This is a genomic window from Phenylobacterium sp. (assembly GCF_020253645.1).
Lineage (GTDB): Bacteria > Pseudomonadota > Alphaproteobacteria > Caulobacterales > Caulobacteraceae > Phenylobacterium.
On record NZ_JADCBG010000176.1, the window covers coordinates 1 to 15037 of the forward strand.

Consider the following 15037-nt stretch of genomic DNA (forward strand, 5'->3'; position numbering starts at 1 on the left):
CGCCGAGGGCCTCGAAGGCGGGATCGCGGCTGAACTGCTCGGCAAGAAGGATCGGCTCCGCCAGCTGGCCCTTTCGAATCTGGGTCTGGATGGTGGCGAAGAGCCGCTGGTGGAAGGGCTCATAGAAGTGCCGGGGCTCCAGGTTGTCCCCAAGCCGCTCGAAGGCGGCGTTGTCGTAAAGAAGGGCGCCCAGGAGAGCCTGTTCGGCCTCGATATTGGCCGGAGGGTGGGGCAGTTCAACGTCGTTGACGGGGGCGATGTGGTCGAGGGCCGTGGCGGGAGACATCCCCGCAGAATAGCCCGGAAGCCCCCTGCCGGTCACGAACCGCCCAGCGGCGATTCACAGGTATCGCCGGCCTGTGGAAAAGGCGGGGAGCCAGGTCCGGGGCTGCCGGACCCGGCCCTTCGCCTACCAGTTGTAGCTCAGGCGGGCGTAAACGTAGCGCCCGTTGAAGCCGAAGGGTGAGAAGTTCGGGAAGGCGACCGGTCCGGTGGTGTTGACATTGGTCGGAGTCCGGTTCGGGTACTGGTCCAGGGCGTTGCTGACGCCCAGGGCGACGCCGACGCCGCTCTCGTTATTCCAGCGGCCTTCCAGGTCGAGAAGAACATGTTCGCCGACCTTGTAGTCGAGCGAGGGCGTGTTGCTGGGCTGAAGGACATCGCCATACCGGGTCAGTTTGCCTGAAACGCCGAAATCGCCGCGGGTCCAGTCCACACTCAGTACGTACTTGGAAGCCGGGGTGCCTTCCTCGAAGTTCAGGCGGTTGGCACGGTCGAAGAGGGGTGGCGGCACGGGGAGGGACTCCAGCACCGAGGTTTTCGGCACTGCGGTCACATCCGTATCGTTGAAGTTGGCGGCTCCAGTGACGTCCAAGTCGCCAAAATCACCCATGTCCCAACGGTAGCGGGCGACGATGTCCAGGCCGTTGGTCTCAGTATCCACACCATTGATGAAGAAGCGGGCTGCGCCAAGCTGGGCGCTGGCGCCGGGCGGGTTGATCAGGCCGCAGATGGCCTGAGCGGTGGGAGTGCCCGTCGGATTGCACTGGATGTTCTCGGAGAGGACGATCCGGTTGTCGATCTCGATCCGATAGGCGTCGATGGTGGCCTCGAAGGCGCCGGTGCGGAACACCACGCCCAGAGAGTAGTTCACCGATTCCTCCGGTTGCAGGGCCTTGCCGCCCAATGACTTCGCCACCGCGCTGGTGGAGGGGAATGTGCCCACCTCGACCGGGGTGCTGACGCCATTGATCGCCAGGAAGTTGGTGGACGTCGCCGTGAAAAACTGCTGCTGCAGGGCCGGAGCGCGGAAGCCCGTGGCGAGGGTGCCGCGGATGGCGAGGGCATCATTGAAGTCGTAACGGGCGGAAATCTTGCCTGTGGTCTTCGAGCCGAAGTCCGAATAGTTCTCGTAGCGGACCGCCGCGGCCAGGCCGAAGGCGTCGGTCACAGGCAGGTCGAGGTCGGCGTAGACCGACTGGGAGTTCCGGTCCTTGTCCACCTCGTTACCAGGCTGGAAGCCGGGGAAGCCTTGGGACCCCGCCGCCCTGCCCGCGACGCCGCCGAAGACCCACGAAGCCCGTTCACCCTGGGTGATCTGGTAGTGCTCGCGACGGTATTCGACCCCGAGAGCCAGGTTCGCAGGCTTTGCGAAGCCGAAGTCGAGGGGCCGCGTACCGCCGATCTGGGCCACCAGCTGGTCATACTGCATCTTGCCCGCATCGAAGTCTGTCGGGGAGCCCACGCCCAGGGAGGCGTTGACCGAGTCCCGGACCCCGTAGTGGACCTGGTTGTAGCCATAGACCAGGCCGGCATCGATCTCAAAGCCAGCGACGCTGCCCCTCAGGCCGCCGGCGGCGCTGTAGTCGGTGATGTCCGTCGTGATCAGCGGCAGGAAGCCGATCGGCCAGATAGCCGGTACATTGTTGGGGTTGTTGGCCAGGCGCGGGAAGGCGGCGCTGTCCGTCTTTCGCTTCTGATATCCCCCGAAGCCGTACAGGTCCCACTCCTCGTTCAGGGGCTTGCCGGCGTTGGCGTAGACAGTGATCTGGTCGACCTGGGGGTCGCCGAACCGCGAAGTCACCTTGCTGGGCGTAATGCGCGGGTCGAGGTCGCCCCGGCTGGTCGGATTTCTGAAAAGATATTCGCCGCTGACGGTCAGGAAGCCGTCGGAGCCGATCTTGAAGCCCTGCCAGACCGTCGCCGTGAAGGTGGGCCCGTCGTTCTTGTTGCGCCCCTTGAGGTCACGGGCCGTTCGAACCCGGGTATCATACACCCCGTAGGTGACCGAGGCGGAGCCGCCCTCGTCCGCCTCACGCAGGCGCATGTTGACGACGCCGGCGATGGCGTCCGAGCCGTACTGCGCCGAGGCGCCGTCCCGCAGGACCTCGATGCGGTCCACTGCGACGGTGGGGATGGTGTTCAGGTCGACGGCGGCCGATCCGCGGCCGATCGAGCCATTCACATTGACCAGGGCCGACGAGTGCCGGCGCATGCCGTTGATCAGCACCAGGGTCTGGTCAGGCGCCAGGCCGCGCAGGGTGGCCGGACGGACGCTGTCCGTGCCGTCGGTGATGGAAGGGCGGGGAAAGGTCATGGAAGGCGCCACAGCCGCCAGGGCGGTCGCCATTTCGGTGTTGCCTTGCCGGGTCAGGGCCTCGGTGGAGATCACATCGACAGGGGCCAGGGTCTCCAGACGGGTCCTTCCCTCGGTCCGGCTGCCGGTGACAACCAGTTCCTCGACCTCGCCGGCGGGTTCCGCGGCATGGGCTGCGCCCGTAACGAGGGAGACGGCTGAGACGGCGGCGAGAAGGGCTGAGCGGCGAAGCATGGCTGTTTCCATTGAGGCGATCGGGACAAACCGCGATCCCTCTAGGTTAGTGTGCATCGCAGCAGACGTGTGTCACGCAATTGCAACATACCCGACGTGAACGTCCGGGAATGGCGTCTCAAGAAAAAGGGCGCGGACCCCGGCGGGACCGCGCCCCTGAAATCTCAGCCAGCCGGACGATCAGTCGCCGTAGTCTCCGTCCTGCTGGCCGGCGCCGCCTTCCAGCAGATCCTGGGCCGTTTCCTCGGCCGCTGCACGTTCTTCGGCGAACTGCGATTCGATCACGTTCTCGCCACGCGCCTGACGGTCAGCCTCATCCTCGGAGCGCGCGATGTTGAGAGTGACGCTCACCGTCACCTCGGCGTGCAGCCTCACCTTCACCTCATGGAGGCCCAGGGTCTTGATCGGCTTGTCGAGGACGACCATCGACCGTTCAACCTTGCCGCCGGCGGCGTTGATGATGTCCGCCACGTCGCGTCCGCTGACCGAACCGTAGAGCTGGCCGCTCTCGCCCGCCTGACGGATGAGGATGTAGGCGGTCCCGTCGAGGGTCTCGCCGGACTTGGCGGCCTGTTCCCGGGCGCGCTGATTGCGGGCCTCGAGCTCGGCGCGCTGGGCTTCGAACACCTTCATGTTGGAGGCGTTGGCGCGCAGGGCCTTGCCGCGGGGCAACAGGAAGTTGCGGGCGAAGCCGTCCTTGACGGTGACCACGTCGCCCAGGGCGCCGCGACCCTCGACCCGTTCCAGAAGAATAACCTTCATGTCCTGGGCTCCTTACTTCACGACGTAGGGAAGGAGGGCGAGGAAGCGGGCGCGCTTGATCGCGCGGGCCAGCTCACGCTGCTTCTTCGCAGAGACGGCGGTGATGCGTGACGGCACGATCTTGCCGCGCTCGGAGATGTAGCGCTGCAGGAGCTTAACGTCCTTGTAGTCGATCTTCGGCGCCGCGGAGCCCGAGAACGGGCAGACCTTGCGGCGGCGGAAGAAGGGGCGGCGGGCGCCCGCGGCGGGGGCTGCGGTTTCGTCGGTCATGGTCTCAGCCTCCGCTCTCAATAAGCGTCTTCGCGGCGGGGTTCCCGCTCGCGGTCACGGTCGCGGCGCGCCAGGATAGGCGACAGCTCCAGATCGAGCTCCTCGACGCGGATCGTCATGTACCGAAGGACGTCCTCGTTGATGGACAGTTGCCGCTCGAGCTCCTTGACGGCCGCAGGCGGGGCGTCGAGGGCGAGGAGCGAATAGTGCCCCTTGCGGTTCTTCTTGATCCGGTAGGTCAGGTTGCGAAGGCCCCAGTACTCGATCTTGGCCACGGCGCCGCCGTGTTCTTCGATGATCGCCTTGATCTGGTCGTTCAGGGCTTCAGCCTGCTGCGGCGAGATGTCCTGCCGCGAAATGACAACGTGCTCGTAGAGCGCCATGTTTCCTTTTTCCCTTGTGGAAGGCGGCGCGTCCGACGGCGGGTGACCGGCGGAAACGATGGATCCCGGGCTGGCGGACGGGGCTTTCCCGTCCCTTTGGCGCTCCAACCCGCGACCGCCTTCCGTTGAAGCCGCGGTCCTTAGAGGAAAGCCGCCGTCGACGCAAGAAAGTCCGGCCCCGGGGGGGAATGGGAGGCCTCTACCTTCGCTTTGCGGCCTTCCACGCCTTCACGGCGCCGAGGGTCTGGTTCACGTGGTCGTTGGGATCAAGGTTTTCGTAGGAATGGATCACGGAGCCGTCGGGGGCGATCACATATGACACCCGGCCCGACATGCCGGACACCGTCATGCCCTTCATGGTCAGGGACGCATCGTACCGCCGGGCTATGGAGGCGCCCGGGTCGGCGGCGACCGGGAACTTGCCGCCGCAGTTTTCGGTGTCCTTCGAGAACTGGGCCAGCTTTTCGATCTTGCCGGAGGTCACCCCGATCACCGTCGCCCCGTTGGCCTTGAACTCGTCCACGGCCTCGGAGAAGAGGCGCGCCTCGAGATTGCACCCCGCCGTGTAGGCCGAAGGGAAGAAGTAGAGCACTACGGGCCCCTTCTTGAGGTGATCCGCGAGCTTGTAGGTGAAGGCTTCGCCAGCGAGATAGGCCGGCGCGCTGAAATCGGGCGCCTTGGTCCCCGGCGCCAGTTTGGCTGCGGCGGGGCTGGCGGCCGTGACGAGGGCTGCAGCGATCAGGGCGGACCGAAACATTGAAAATCCTCCGTAGCGGTCTAAACGACTGCCCAATGAGCGGGCCTTGGGCTACGTCTTGCCGGACGGCCGGCGGCGCCGCCAAGGCTGTACGGATATAGAATGACAAGCCCCAAGATGCGACCGGTTCTTCCCGGCATCGAACTGCCGGAGCTCCCGGGTCACTACCGGGGCAAGGTCCGCGAGAATTACGATCTCCCCGACGGACGGCGGGTGATCGTCGCCACGGACCGGCTCTCGGCGTTCGACCGGATCCTCGCGGTCATTCCCTACAAGGGGCAGGTCCTGACCCAGACAGCGCGGTTCTGGTTCGAAAAGACCTCCGACATCTGTCCCAACCACGTGATCGAGTACCCTGATCCGAACGTCGTGATCGGTCGCCGCCTCGATATCCTTCCCGTTGAGATCGTCGTTCGCGCCTTTCTCGCGGGAACCACGGGGACGTCCATCCTCACCCTCTATCGCCAGGGCGATCGCGAGATGTACGGGGTGCGCCTGCCGGAGGGGCTCAGACCGAACGAGCGTCTTCCGGAGCCGATCCTGACCCCGACCTCGAAGGCCTTCGATGGCGGCCATGACGAGCCCCTGAGTCCGGCGCAGATCCTGGGGCAGGGCCTGCTTACGGGCGCGCAGTGGGACCAGGTCTCGGCCTATGCCTTGGCTCTCTTCTCCCGGGGCCAGGCTTTGGCGGCCGAGAGGGGGCTGATCCTGGTCGATACAAAATACGAGTTCGGGCTCGACCCTGAGGGCTGGGTAATCCTGGCGGATGAGATCCACACCCCGGACTCCAGCCGGTACTGGATGGCGGAGAGCTACGAGGCCCGTTTCGAGGCCGGGGAGCGGCCGGAAAGCTTCGACAAGGACTTCGTCCGCAACTGGGTGGCGGAGCGCTGCGATCCTTATGTGGACGCCATACCGGACATCCCGCCGGAGATGATCCAGCAGACCTCCGACGTCTATGTCGACGCCTTCCAGCGGATTACGGGTGAAGCCTTCCGCTTCCCGCCGCCGGACGAAGACATCGCCGACCGGATCCGTCGCAACCTGGCCCCCTTCGCCGCTTGAGCCTCCTGCATGACGCCCTTCAGTCCGGGAACCCCTGATGAGTGAACAGCCCTTCTTCCTCCGCGACGGGGAAGCCTTCCTGCCCCAGGCCGCCGGTCGCGGGCCCTGGAATCCGCAGTCCCTGCACGGACGCGTCGTGATCGGCCTCATGGGCCACGCCCTGGAGACCGCCTTCGGGTCGGAGGAGTTCATCCCGGCCCGGTTGACCGTCGACATGTACCGCCTCCCGAACTTTGACCCGATCGAGGTCAAGACCACCCTGATCCGTGAAGGCGGCCGGATCCGCATGGCTGAGGCCGAACTGTTCTCCGGCGGCAAGAGCTCCGCCAAGGCGTCCTGCCAGTTCCTGCGCCGGACCGAGAACGCCCCGGGCAAGACCTGGAGCCCGCAGGCCTGGGATGCGCCGCATCCGGATTCGATCCCCGATCCTGATCCCTCAAGCGCCCCTATGGGGCGGATGTGGGCCGTCAAGCCGATCAAGGGCGGGTTCGGAGCGGAAGGAGAGCGTCAGATCTGGATGAAGGAGGTGCGCGAACTGGTCGGCGGCGTCGCCCTCACGCCGTTCCAGCGGGTCGCCGTGGCGGCGGACTTCGCCAGCCCCTTCGCCCACGCCTCGTCAGATCAGGGCCTCGGTTACATCAACACGGATGTGACGGTGTACCTGCACCGTCTCCCGGACAGCGAGTGGATCGGCTTCCGTTCGGTGAACCACCAGGCCACTGACGGCGTCGCGGTCGGCGAGTGCTGGCTCTATGATGCGGCGGGCTCGATCGGCTTCGCCAGTTGCGCCGCACTGGCCCAGAAGAAACCGCCGCGCTGATGGCCTTCAGTAGGCCTTGAGGTCCGGGTCCAGGACCTGGCCCGGGTCGAGGGGCACGCCAAACGTGTTCAGGATCATCGACACCTGGGTGTACTGACCGACGGTGTAGACGAGATCCATGCACTGCTTCTGGGTGAACCGCCCGGTGAGGGCGGACCAGGTCGGCTCCGAGATGAAATTGTCGTGGTGCAGTTCATCCGTTGCGCGCAGCAGAAGCCGGTCGTCCTCCGACCACTCGGGAGCCTCCGCGCCCAGCTTGATCCGGGCGATCTCGGGCGGCGTCAGGCCGTCCCGGACTCCGATCTCGACATGCTGGGTCCACTCGTAGCCCGACCGGCACAGAAAGCCGACCCTCAGGATCACCAGTTCCCGCTGCCGCGGCGGCAGGTCATTCCTGCGCGACAGGATGTAGTTTCCCCAGGCCAGGAAACCCCGCGCAGCCTTGGGCGTGCGGGCGAGAGTACGGAAGATGTTCAGCACCCGGCCCTGGGCCGCCATGGGGGCCACGAGGTCTCTTTGGTCTGCGTCCATCTCGCTGTCGGCGAGAGGCGGAATCCTCGGTGCGGAAAGTCTCATCGGCATCGACTCTTGGGTTCAGTCTTCAGGCCCGCATAAGGAAAGGGATCATCTGGGCCACGAGCAACAGGCCGAGCGCGATGAGAAGCAAGCGACCAAAAAGCCGGTTCCGGCGGATTCGGGCGGCCTCCTGCTCCTGAGGATCGGGTTGGGATGGATCAGTCATCAATTTGATTACCTTGTGGGTTCCACTAGGATTTTCACGTGAGATTCCGGATCGCCGAGGGTCACGAAGGCCTCGGCGACCCCGTCCAGCCCGACCTTTCCGGTCACCACGCTGGACACGTCGATCACCCCTTCGGAGATCTGGCGCAGGGTGTGAGCGAACTCGTCCGGCGTGTAGCCGAAGACAAATGTCAGCTCCATCTCCTTGGTGATGGCGATGGCCGGCTCGATCTTGTCCGTCTCCATGCAGACCCCGGCGACGACAATCTGGGCGCCCGCGGGTGAGGCCTCGATCAGGGTCTGAAGGATGCCCGGTGCGCCCACGCACTCGAAGACCACTGGACGGCCGAAGGTCTTGCCCATCATCCGCGCCATGGACTGCGCTGCACGCTGCACAGGAACGCCATAGCTGTCCCAGCGGGCATGCGGGCTTTCCTCCGAGGGATCGATCACAAGGTCGGCTCCCAGCCTCTCCGCGGCCGCCCGGCGGCGGGGGGAGTAGTCCGTGGCGATCACCGGGCCATGTCCGCGCGCCTTGAGGGCGGCGATCACCGCAAGGCCCACGGGACCGCACCCGATCACCATGCAGACGGAGTCGCGGTCGAGCCGGGCCATGGCCACGGCGTGCTCCCCAACGGCGAAGGGCTCGGTCAGGGCGGCCTGGTCGGTGGGAAGACCGTTGGGCACCTCCAGGACCATGGCCTCGGTCAGGAGCATCTGCTCTGCAAAGCCCCCTGGAAGGCGGTTGGAATATCCCAGGGACTCAAATCCGTTGTCAGTCAGGGTGATCGGAACGGAGACCACCCTTGCGCCGGCGCGTATGGACTTGGGAGATCCTGGGCCGTGGTCCAGCACCTCGGCGCAGAACTCGTGGCCAAAGACGGTGTCGGCGGTCGGGTCGAAGCCTGAACCAAAGCCGCCGCTGGCGCGGGTCGCGGTCTCGATCATGTGCTCCATGTGGTGCAGGGCGTGCAGGTCGGAGCCGCAGATGCCGCAGGCGAGGGTCCGGACCAGGATTTGCCCGGGCCCCGGGGTGAGGTCCGCGACCTCGTCGCAGATCAGCTGCCTGTTGCGTCGAATGACGGCGCGCATGGTCCCTCCCTCGGGCTCTGTCCCTCGCCGGCATCATGGCCCCCGGGCGGGCTGATGGCCAGAGGTCCGTCGGCTTGCCCGGGGCGGCCTGATCGCCTAACCCTCGCGCTTCGTACGCATCTGGGAGGAGCGCCGGTCATGAGTCTCGCCTTTCTGTTTCCCGGCCAGGGCAGCCAGGCTGTCGGCATGGGCGCCGACCTCGCCGCCGCTTTCGCTCCGGCCCGGGAGGTCTTCGAAGAGGTGGACGAGGCCCTCGGCCAGAAACTCTCGGCCCTCATGCGGGACGGGCCTGAGGACCAGCTGACCCTGACAGAGAACGCTCAGCCCGCCCTCATGGCTGTGAGCCTCGCCGTTGTCCGCACCCTGGAGCGCGAATTCGGCGTCGGGATCGACCGCGCGGCCTTTGTCGCAGGGCATTCGCTGGGCGAGTACTCAGCGCTCTGCGCCGCCGGCGCCCTGTCCCTGTCCGATACGGCCCGCCTCCTGAAGCTGCGCGGTCAGGCCATGCAGCGGGCCGTGCCAGTGGGAGAGGGGGCCATGGCTTCGCTGATCGGACCCAAGACGGACCTGGCCCTCGCCGAGGCCGCCGCCGCGGCGGGCTCCGCCGCCGGGGTCTGCGTCGTCGCCAATGACAACAACGCCGGCAACGTCGTGATCTCCGGCGCCAAGGCCGCCGTGGACCTGGCCATCGAGAAGGCCAAGGAACTCGGAGCCCGCGCCATTCCGCTCAATGTCTCGGCGCCTTTCCACTGCCCGCTCATGCAACCGGCCGCCGACGAGATGGCGGCCGCCCTCGCCAGCGCCGCGATCCAGGCCCCGCGCGCCCCGGTTGTCGCCAACGTCACTGCCCGGCCCACCCTGGATCCCGAGGCCATTCGCAGACTTCTCGTCGAGCAGGTGACAGGACGGGTGCGCTGGCGCGAAAGTCTGATCTGGCTGGCCGGGGAGGGCGGCGTGACCCGCTTTGGCGAGGCCGGGGCCGGCAAGGTGCTGACCGGCATGGCCAAGCGCATCGCCCCGGACGCCGAGGCCGTGGCGCTGAACGCGCCCGCCGACCTCGAAGCCTTCGCCTCCAGCCTCTGAGGAGACTTCCCATGTTCGACCTGACCGGCAAGATCGCCCTCGTCACCGGGGCCACAGGCGGCATCGGCGCCGAGATCGCCCGCGCCCTTCACGCCTCAGGGGCCCATGTCGTCCTGTCCGGAACGCGCGAGGCGGTGCTCGCCGAGCTCGCCGCGGAACTTGGCTCCCGGACCAGCGTCGTCGCAGCGAACCTCTCCGACGCCGCTGCGGTGGACGGCCTCATCGCCCAGGCCGAAGCGGCCGCCGGCCAGGTGGACATCCTGGTCGCCAACGCCGGCATCACCCGGGATGGGCTCCTCCTCCGGATGAAGGACGAGGACTGGGAGCAGGTGATCAAGGTCAACCTGGAGAGCTATTTCCGGCTGTCCCGGGCGGCCCTGCGCGGCATGATGAAGCGCAGGTTCGGCCGGATCATCGGCATCACCTCGGTGGTCGGCGTCATGGGCAACCCGGGCCAGGCCAACTACGCCGCCTCCAAGGCCGGCATGATCGGCTTCTCCAAGTCCCTCGCCCAGGAGGTCGCCACCCGCGGCGTCACGGTCAACTGTGTGGCGCCGGGCTTCATCGAGAGCCCGATGACCGACGCCCTCAACGAGGCCCAGAAGACCCAGATCCTCGGGACCATCCCCGCCGGACGGCTGGGGTCGGGCGCTGATGTGGCCGCGGCCTGCGTCTATCTCGCCAGCGACGAAGCCGGTTACATGACCGGCCAAACGCTCCACGTGAACGGCGGCATGGCCATGATCTGACCCGCTGGCCTCATCAGGGGGAGCATGCTACCACCCTCCCGAACGGTGAGGCCCCGGGTCTCAACTCCGCGTCCGGGATCGGTTGACATCACGTCTCCGGTCGCGGAAGGAACAACTGAACAACAGGGACCCTAACGTATGTCCGATATCCTTGAACGCGTCCGCAAGATCGTCATCGAGCACCTCGACGCCGATCCCGAGAAGGTGACCGAGAAGGCCAGCTTCATCGATGACCTGGGCGCCGACAGCCTCGACAACGTCGAACTGGTCATGGCCTTCGAAGAAGAATTCGACATCGAGATACCGGACGACGCCGCCGAGCACATCCAGACCGTGGGTGATGCGGTGAAGTTCATCGGAGAACGCCTGGGCGGCTGACGCCTCCAGGACGTCGAGGATCTGACCGCCGCGTCCCTTCACAGAGGCGCGGCGGTTTGCGTTTGCGGAGGGCTCCATGCGTCGTGTCGTGGTTACCGGAATCGGCCTTCTCACGCCCTTGGGGCAGGGCCGGGAGATCACCTGGAAGGCCATACTGGCCGGAAAGTCGGGCGCCGGGCGGATTACGACCTTTGATCCAGAGGGCTATTCCTGCCAGGTCGCCTGCGAGGTGCCTCGGGTGGATGGCCGCGGCGGTGGTGGTCCGGACGTCGAAGGGGCCTTCGATCCTGAGACCACTCTGCCGGCCAAGGACCGCCGTCGGATCGATGACTTCATCCTGTACGCTATCGCCGCCGCAGATGAGGCCGTCGCCGATTCCGGCTGGAAGCCTGAGACAACCGGCGATTTCGAACGCACAGGCGTCATCATCGGGTCGGGCATTGGCGGGCTGGCGACCATCGCTGACACCGCGATAGAGATGCACGAGAAGGGCCCCCGCAGGGTCAGCCCCTTCTTCATCCCCTCGGCCCTGATCAATCTTGCTTCAGGACAGGTGTCGATCCGCCATGGCTACAAGGGGCCGAATCATTCGGTCGTCACGGCCTGCGCGACAGGCGCTCACGCGATCGGCGATGCGGCCCGGATGATCCGCTACGGCGACGCGGACGTCATGGTGGCCGGGGGAGCCGAGGCGTCGATCTGTCCCATCGGCATCGCGGGCTTCATCGCCTGCCGGGCCATGTCCACCAACTTCAACGACGCCCCTGAAAAGGCCAGTCGTCCCTACGACAAGGACCGCGACGGCTTTGTCATGGGGGAGGGCGCCGGCATCCTCATTCTCGAGGAGCTCGAGCACGCTCGCGCCCGCGGCGCGAAAATCTACGCTGAGGTGGCGGGCTACGGCATGGCGGGCGACGCCTATCACATCACCGCCCCCGCCGAGGATGGCGACGGCGGCTTCCGGGCCATGCGCGCCGCCGTCCGCGACGCCGGCATCGAGCCGGCGCAGATCGACTACATCAACGCCCATGGCACTTCGACGCCCCTGGGCGACGAGATCGAGCTCGGCGCCGTGACCCGGTTGCTTGGAGAGGCCGCTGCGCGGGCGACCATGAGCTCGACCAAGTCGGCCACGGGCCACCTGCTGGGCGCCGCCGGCGCCATCGAGGCCGCCTTTGCCTGTCTCGCCATCCGCGATCAGGTCGCGCCTCCGACCCTGAACCTCGATAACCCCTCGGTGGAGACCGTCGTCGACCTTGTGCCGCACAAGGCAAAGCCCATGAAGATCGACGTGGCGGTGTCCAACAGCTTCGGATTCGGCGGGACCAACGCCTCGCTTGTGCTCAAGAAAGTCCCGTGAGGCGCAGGACCCGCTTGGTTTTGCGCAGGCGACGTCTTCTGATCGGCGCCGGTGTTCTGGGGGCCTTGCTGGTCCTCGCCCTGGTCGTGGCGCTGGGGCCCGGGCCCAGGGCCCGCGTCGGTTCGGAGACCTTGGTGCAGATTCCTCGGGGAGCCGGGGTGGCCGGGGCGGCGGAGTCGCTGCGTTCAGCGGGCGTGATCCGCTCGAGCCTGGTGTTCCAGGTCCTGGCGCGCGTGACCGGCGCTTCGCGTGCACTCAAGGCGGGGGAGTACGCCATCCGCTCCCGGGCAACGGTCCTCTCGATTCTCTCCGACCTCGAGGCGGGTCGAACCATCATCCGGAGCGTCACCCTGCCGGAGGGCCTGACCTCGGCCATGATCGTGAGGGAGCTCCGGGCGGTGGACTGGCTGACCGGCGATATCGAGACCCCCGAAGAGGGCGTGCTCCTGCCAGAGACCTATCGCGCCAATAGAGGCGATACCCGTCAGTCCCTCCTGGATCGGATGCGGGCCGATCAGGAAGCCCTCCTCGAAGAGCTTTGGGCCAACCGCCAGCCGGGCCTGCCGCTGTCCTCACCGCGCGAAGCCGTTATTCTCGCGTCCATCGTGGAGAAGGAGACTGGCCAGAAGGATGAGCGTCGCCGGGTGGCGGCGGTCTTTGTCAACCGGCTCCGGCTCGGGATGCGGCTTCAGAGTGATCCGACGGTGATCTACGCGGTCAGCCGCGGAGAGCCCCTCGGGCGGGGAATACGGGCCTCCGAGTTGGCCAACCGCAGCCCCTGGAACACCTATGCCCATGCTGGTCTGCCGCCGACCCCGATCGCCAATCCCGGCAGGGCCTCCCTTGAGGCGGTTCTGGACCCGATCCAGAGCCGGGAGCTCTACTTCGTCGCAGACGGAACCGGAGGGCATGCTTTCGCAGAAACCCTTCAGGGCCACAACGCCAATGTGGCGCGTTGGAGGGCCCTGGAGCGTGCAAGAAGCGGGGCCGGCTGAAGATGGCGGAGCTGAGCGGCATGACCGGTTTTGGCCGGGCGGAGGGCGCTGCGGGAGGATGGTCCTGGTTCGTGGAGGCCAGGTCAGTGAACGGCCGCAGCCTGGAAGTGCGTTTCCGCGGCCCGGCGGGTTTCGAGTCTCTCGACCGCACAACGCGGGAGGGGGCCCAGGTCCGGTTCCAGCGCGGACAGGTCTCCGTCTCGGTGACCGCACGGCGCCTGGAAGCTGAGGTCCCGGTACGGATCAACCTCGCCATGGCCAGACAGCTCCTCGACGCCGCAGAGCCGCTGGTCGCCGAGGGCCGGGTGCTTCGCCCCACGCTCGACGGACTCCTTTCGATCCGGGGGGTGGTCGAGGCCGAACCCGCCGAGCCGGACCCTGAGGCGCTGGCGGAGGTCAGCGCCCTTATGGCCGAGACGGCGTTTGAGGCCCTCGATCAGCTGAAGGTCGCGCGCCTGGACGAGGGCCGGCGGATGGGGGAGGTTCTCCTCGGGCTTCTGGACGAGATCGAGGCCCTGGTCGACCAGGCGGCTCAGCGCGCGACCGAGCAGGTCGAGACGATCCGCAGCCGCTTTCTGCGGCGGCTGACCGAGCTGGCGGGAGAGGCGTCCGAGGTGGCGGACAGGGCCTTCCTGGAGGCTGCGGCCCTGGCGGTGAAGGCCGATGTCCGCGAGGAACTGGACCGGCTGAACGGCCATCTCGCCAGCGCGCGCCAGCTCCTGAAGGAGGGTGGTCCGGCAGGGCGCCGGCTCGACTTCCTGACCCAGGAATTCATGCGAGAGGCCAATACGCTCTGCTCAAAGGCGGCCGTGGCGAGCCTGACGAGGACGGGGCTGGATCTGAAGGCGGTGGTCGACCAGTTCCGGGAGCAGGTCCAGAATGTGGAGTGAACGATGACACAGACGGATGTGGCGCGGCCCTGGGAAGTCCAGCGCAGGGGCCTACTGCTCCTGATCTCCAGTCCTTCAGGCGCGGGCAAGACCTCTCTCTCGCGGCGACTGGTGGCGGACCACGGGGACCTCATTCTGTCCATATCCGCCACGACCCGGGCGCCCCGCCCTGGCGAGGAAGAGGGGCGGGAGTATTTTTTCGTCAGCCCGGAACACTTCGATGACATGATCGGGGGCGGCCAACTTCTGGAGTGGGCTCACGTCCACGGTAATCGCTATGGGACGCCCCGGGATCCGGTCGAGGCGGCGCTGGCGGCGGGCCAGGACGTCCTGTTTGACATCGACTGGCAGGGCGCAGCCCAGATCCGTACGGCGATGCCGCAGGACAGCGTCAGCATTTATGTCTTGCCGCCTTCCTGGGCGGACCTGGCGCGACGGCTCAACGCCAGGGCTCAGGACTCCGACTCCGTCATCCGCGGGCGCCTTGAGGGGGGGCGGGAGGAGATCGAACACTGGGTCGAGTATGACTACATCATCGTCAACAAGGACTTCGACCGCGCCTATGCGGACCTCGGGCACGTCTATCGGGCCGAGCGCATGAAGCCGGCCCGCAATCCCTGGCTGCCGGACTTTGTTCGCCGGCTTGCGTCGGAGACGACAACGCCATCCCCAGCCCGGAGCACCCCATGAAGACCCGCAGGCTTGGCCCCTTCGATGTTTCGGAGATTGGCCTGGGATGCATGAGCCTATCCCACGCCTACGGTCCTCCGCCGCCGCGGGCGCAGGCCGAAGAGGTGCTGCTCGGCGCCCTCGACGCGGGTTGCACCTTCTTCGACACCGCCGCGGTCTACGGCCTGGGGCA

The 15037-nt window shown here is 66.8% G+C and carries 18 protein-coding genes; 10 read left to right on the forward strand and 8 right to left on the reverse strand.

Going from position 1 to position 15037, the window contains the following annotated elements:
• The 6 genes from INE98_RS11490 to INE98_RS11515 all read right to left on the reverse strand — a co-directional run.
• Positions 1–286 (reverse strand): DnaB-like helicase N-terminal domain-containing protein (locus INE98_RS11490; RefSeq protein ID WP_293539069.1); only part of this gene is annotated, 286 nt, incomplete at its 3' end.
• Between the two features lie 123 nt (positions 287–409).
• Positions 410–2830: a TonB-dependent receptor gene (locus INE98_RS11495; protein WP_293539070.1), complete on the reverse strand. Its 2421-nt coding sequence runs from the start codon at positions 2828–2830 to the stop codon at positions 410–412.
• A 180-nt stretch (positions 2831–3010) separates the two neighbouring features.
• Positions 3011–3592, reverse strand: a complete 582-nt coding sequence (gene rplI, locus INE98_RS11500; protein ID WP_293539071.1) for a 50S ribosomal protein L9 — start codon at positions 3590–3592, stop codon at positions 3011–3013.
• A gap of 12 nt (positions 3593–3604) precedes the next feature.
• Positions 3605–3862: a 30S ribosomal protein S18 gene (gene rpsR / locus INE98_RS11505; RefSeq protein ID WP_293539072.1), complete on the reverse strand. Its 258-nt coding sequence runs from the start codon at positions 3860–3862 to the stop codon at positions 3605–3607.
• Positions 3863–3879: 17 nt separating this feature from the next.
• Positions 3880–4245, reverse strand: coding sequence for a 30S ribosomal protein S6 (gene rpsF / locus INE98_RS11510; RefSeq protein ID WP_293539073.1), 366 nt, complete (start codon positions 4243–4245; stop codon positions 3880–3882).
• Between the two features lie 199 nt (positions 4246–4444).
• Positions 4445–5002, reverse strand: a complete 558-nt coding sequence (locus tag INE98_RS11515) for a peroxiredoxin (protein WP_293539074.1) — start codon at positions 5000–5002, stop codon at positions 4445–4447.
• A gap of 117 nt (positions 5003–5119) precedes the next feature.
• Between INE98_RS11515 and INE98_RS11520 the strand changes: the two genes are divergently transcribed.
• Both INE98_RS11520 and INE98_RS11525 read left to right on the forward strand, forming a co-directional pair.
• Positions 5120–6067, forward strand: a complete 948-nt coding sequence (locus INE98_RS11520) for a phosphoribosylaminoimidazolesuccinocarboxamide synthase (protein ID WP_293539084.1) — start codon at positions 5120–5122, stop codon at positions 6065–6067.
• Positions 6068–6104: 37 nt separating this feature from the next.
• Entirely contained in the window at positions 6105–6887 is a 783-nt protein-coding gene (locus INE98_RS11525) for a thioesterase family protein (protein WP_293539075.1), read from the forward strand.
• Between the two features lie 6 nt (positions 6888–6893).
• Here INE98_RS11525 and INE98_RS11530 read toward each other — a convergent pair whose 3' ends face one another.
• Together INE98_RS11530 and INE98_RS11535 are read right to left on the reverse strand one after the other, a co-directional pair.
• Positions 6894–7463 (reverse strand): carboxymuconolactone decarboxylase family protein, encoded by a 570-nt coding sequence (locus INE98_RS11530; RefSeq protein ID WP_293539076.1) that lies wholly within the window; start codon positions 7461–7463, stop codon positions 6894–6896.
• 174 nt (positions 7464–7637) lie between these two features.
• The gene (locus INE98_RS11535) at positions 7638–8720 is read right to left on the reverse strand and encodes a zinc-binding dehydrogenase (protein ID WP_293539077.1); all 1083 of its coding nucleotides are present in this window, start codon (positions 8718–8720) and stop codon (positions 7638–7640) included.
• Positions 8721–8858: 138 nt separating this feature from the next.
• On the opposite strand from INE98_RS11535, the gene fabD reads away from it, so the two are divergent.
• The 8 genes from fabD to INE98_RS14575 form a co-directional block, all read left to right on the forward strand.
• Positions 8859–9803, forward strand: a complete 945-nt coding sequence (gene fabD / locus INE98_RS11540) for an ACP S-malonyltransferase (RefSeq protein ID WP_293539078.1) — start codon at positions 8859–8861, stop codon at positions 9801–9803.
• Between the two features lie 11 nt (positions 9804–9814).
• Entirely contained in the window at positions 9815–10552 is a 738-nt protein-coding gene (gene fabG / locus INE98_RS11545) for a 3-oxoacyl-[acyl-carrier-protein] reductase (RefSeq protein ID WP_293539079.1), read from the forward strand.
• Positions 10553–10690: 138 nt separating this feature from the next.
• Complete coding sequence (locus INE98_RS11550) at positions 10691–10930, forward strand: acyl carrier protein (RefSeq protein WP_110449928.1); 240 nt, start codon at positions 10691–10693, stop codon at positions 10928–10930.
• 76 nt (positions 10931–11006) lie between these two features.
• On the forward strand, positions 11007–12290 hold the full coding sequence (gene fabF, locus INE98_RS11555) for a beta-ketoacyl-ACP synthase II (RefSeq protein ID WP_293539080.1): 1284 nt from the start codon (positions 11007–11009) through the stop codon (positions 12288–12290).
• A complete protein-coding gene (mltG, locus tag INE98_RS11560) occupies positions 12287–13285 on the forward strand; it encodes an endolytic transglycosylase MltG (RefSeq protein ID WP_293539081.1) in 999 nt (332 codons plus the stop codon). Before fabF ends, mltG begins: the two co-directional genes overlap by 4 nt.
• 20 nt (positions 13286–13305) lie before the next feature.
• On the forward strand, positions 13306–14175 hold the full coding sequence (locus INE98_RS11565; protein ID WP_293539082.1) for a YicC/YloC family endoribonuclease: 870 nt from the start codon (positions 13306–13308) through the stop codon (positions 14173–14175).
• Positions 14176–14178: 3 nt separating this feature from the next.
• The gene (gene gmk, locus INE98_RS11570; protein ID WP_293539083.1) at positions 14179–14865 is read left to right on the forward strand and encodes a guanylate kinase; all 687 of its coding nucleotides are present in this window, start codon (positions 14179–14181) and stop codon (positions 14863–14865) included.
• A partial coding sequence (locus tag INE98_RS14575) for an aldo/keto reductase (protein WP_367120193.1) occupies positions 14862–15037 on the forward strand: 176 nt, incomplete at its 3' end. The genes gmk and INE98_RS14575, both read left to right, overlap by 4 nt.

Coding starts and splice junctions, on each gene's coding strand:
- fabG (WP_293539079.1), top strand. CDS start 9,815: ATGTTCGACCTGACCGGCAAGATCGCCCTCGTCACCGGGGCCACAGGC.
- INE98_RS11535 (WP_293539077.1), bottom strand. CDS start 8,720: ATGCGCGCCGTCATTCGACGCAACAGGCAGCTGATCTGCGACGAGGTC.
- INE98_RS11550 (WP_110449928.1), top strand. CDS start 10,691: ATGTCCGATATCCTTGAACGCGTCCGCAAGATCGTCATCGAGCACCTC.
- gmk (WP_293539083.1), top strand. CDS start 14,179: ATGACACAGACGGATGTGGCGCGGCCCTGGGAAGTCCAGCGCAGGGGC.
- INE98_RS11525 (WP_293539075.1), top strand. CDS start 6,105: ATGAGTGAACAGCCCTTCTTCCTCCGCGACGGGGAAGCCTTCCTGCCC.
- fabD (WP_293539078.1), top strand. CDS start 8,859: ATGAGTCTCGCCTTTCTGTTTCCCGGCCAGGGCAGCCAGGCTGTCGGC.
- INE98_RS11565 (WP_293539082.1), top strand. CDS start 13,306: ATGACCGGTTTTGGCCGGGCGGAGGGCGCTGCGGGAGGATGGTCCTGG.
- rpsR (WP_293539072.1), bottom strand. CDS start 3,862: ATGACCGACGAAACCGCAGCCCCCGCCGCGGGCGCCCGCCGCCCCTTC.
- rplI (WP_293539071.1), bottom strand. CDS start 3,592: ATGAAGGTTATTCTTCTGGAACGGGTCGAGGGTCGCGGCGCCCTGGGC.
- INE98_RS11495 (WP_293539070.1), bottom strand. CDS start 2,830: ATGCTTCGCCGCTCAGCCCTTCTCGCCGCCGTCTCAGCCGTCTCCCTC.
- fabF (WP_293539080.1), top strand. CDS start 11,007: ATGCGTCGTGTCGTGGTTACCGGAATCGGCCTTCTCACGCCCTTGGGG.
- rpsF (WP_293539073.1), bottom strand. CDS start 4,245: ATGGCGCTCTACGAGCACGTTGTCATTTCGCGGCAGGACATCTCGCCG.
- INE98_RS11530 (WP_293539076.1), bottom strand. CDS start 7,463: ATGAGACTTTCCGCACCGAGGATTCCGCCTCTCGCCGACAGCGAGATG.
- INE98_RS11520 (WP_293539084.1), top strand. CDS start 5,120: ATGCGACCGGTTCTTCCCGGCATCGAACTGCCGGAGCTCCCGGGTCAC.
- INE98_RS11515 (WP_293539074.1), bottom strand. CDS start 5,002: ATGTTTCGGTCCGCCCTGATCGCTGCAGCCCTCGTCACGGCCGCCAGC.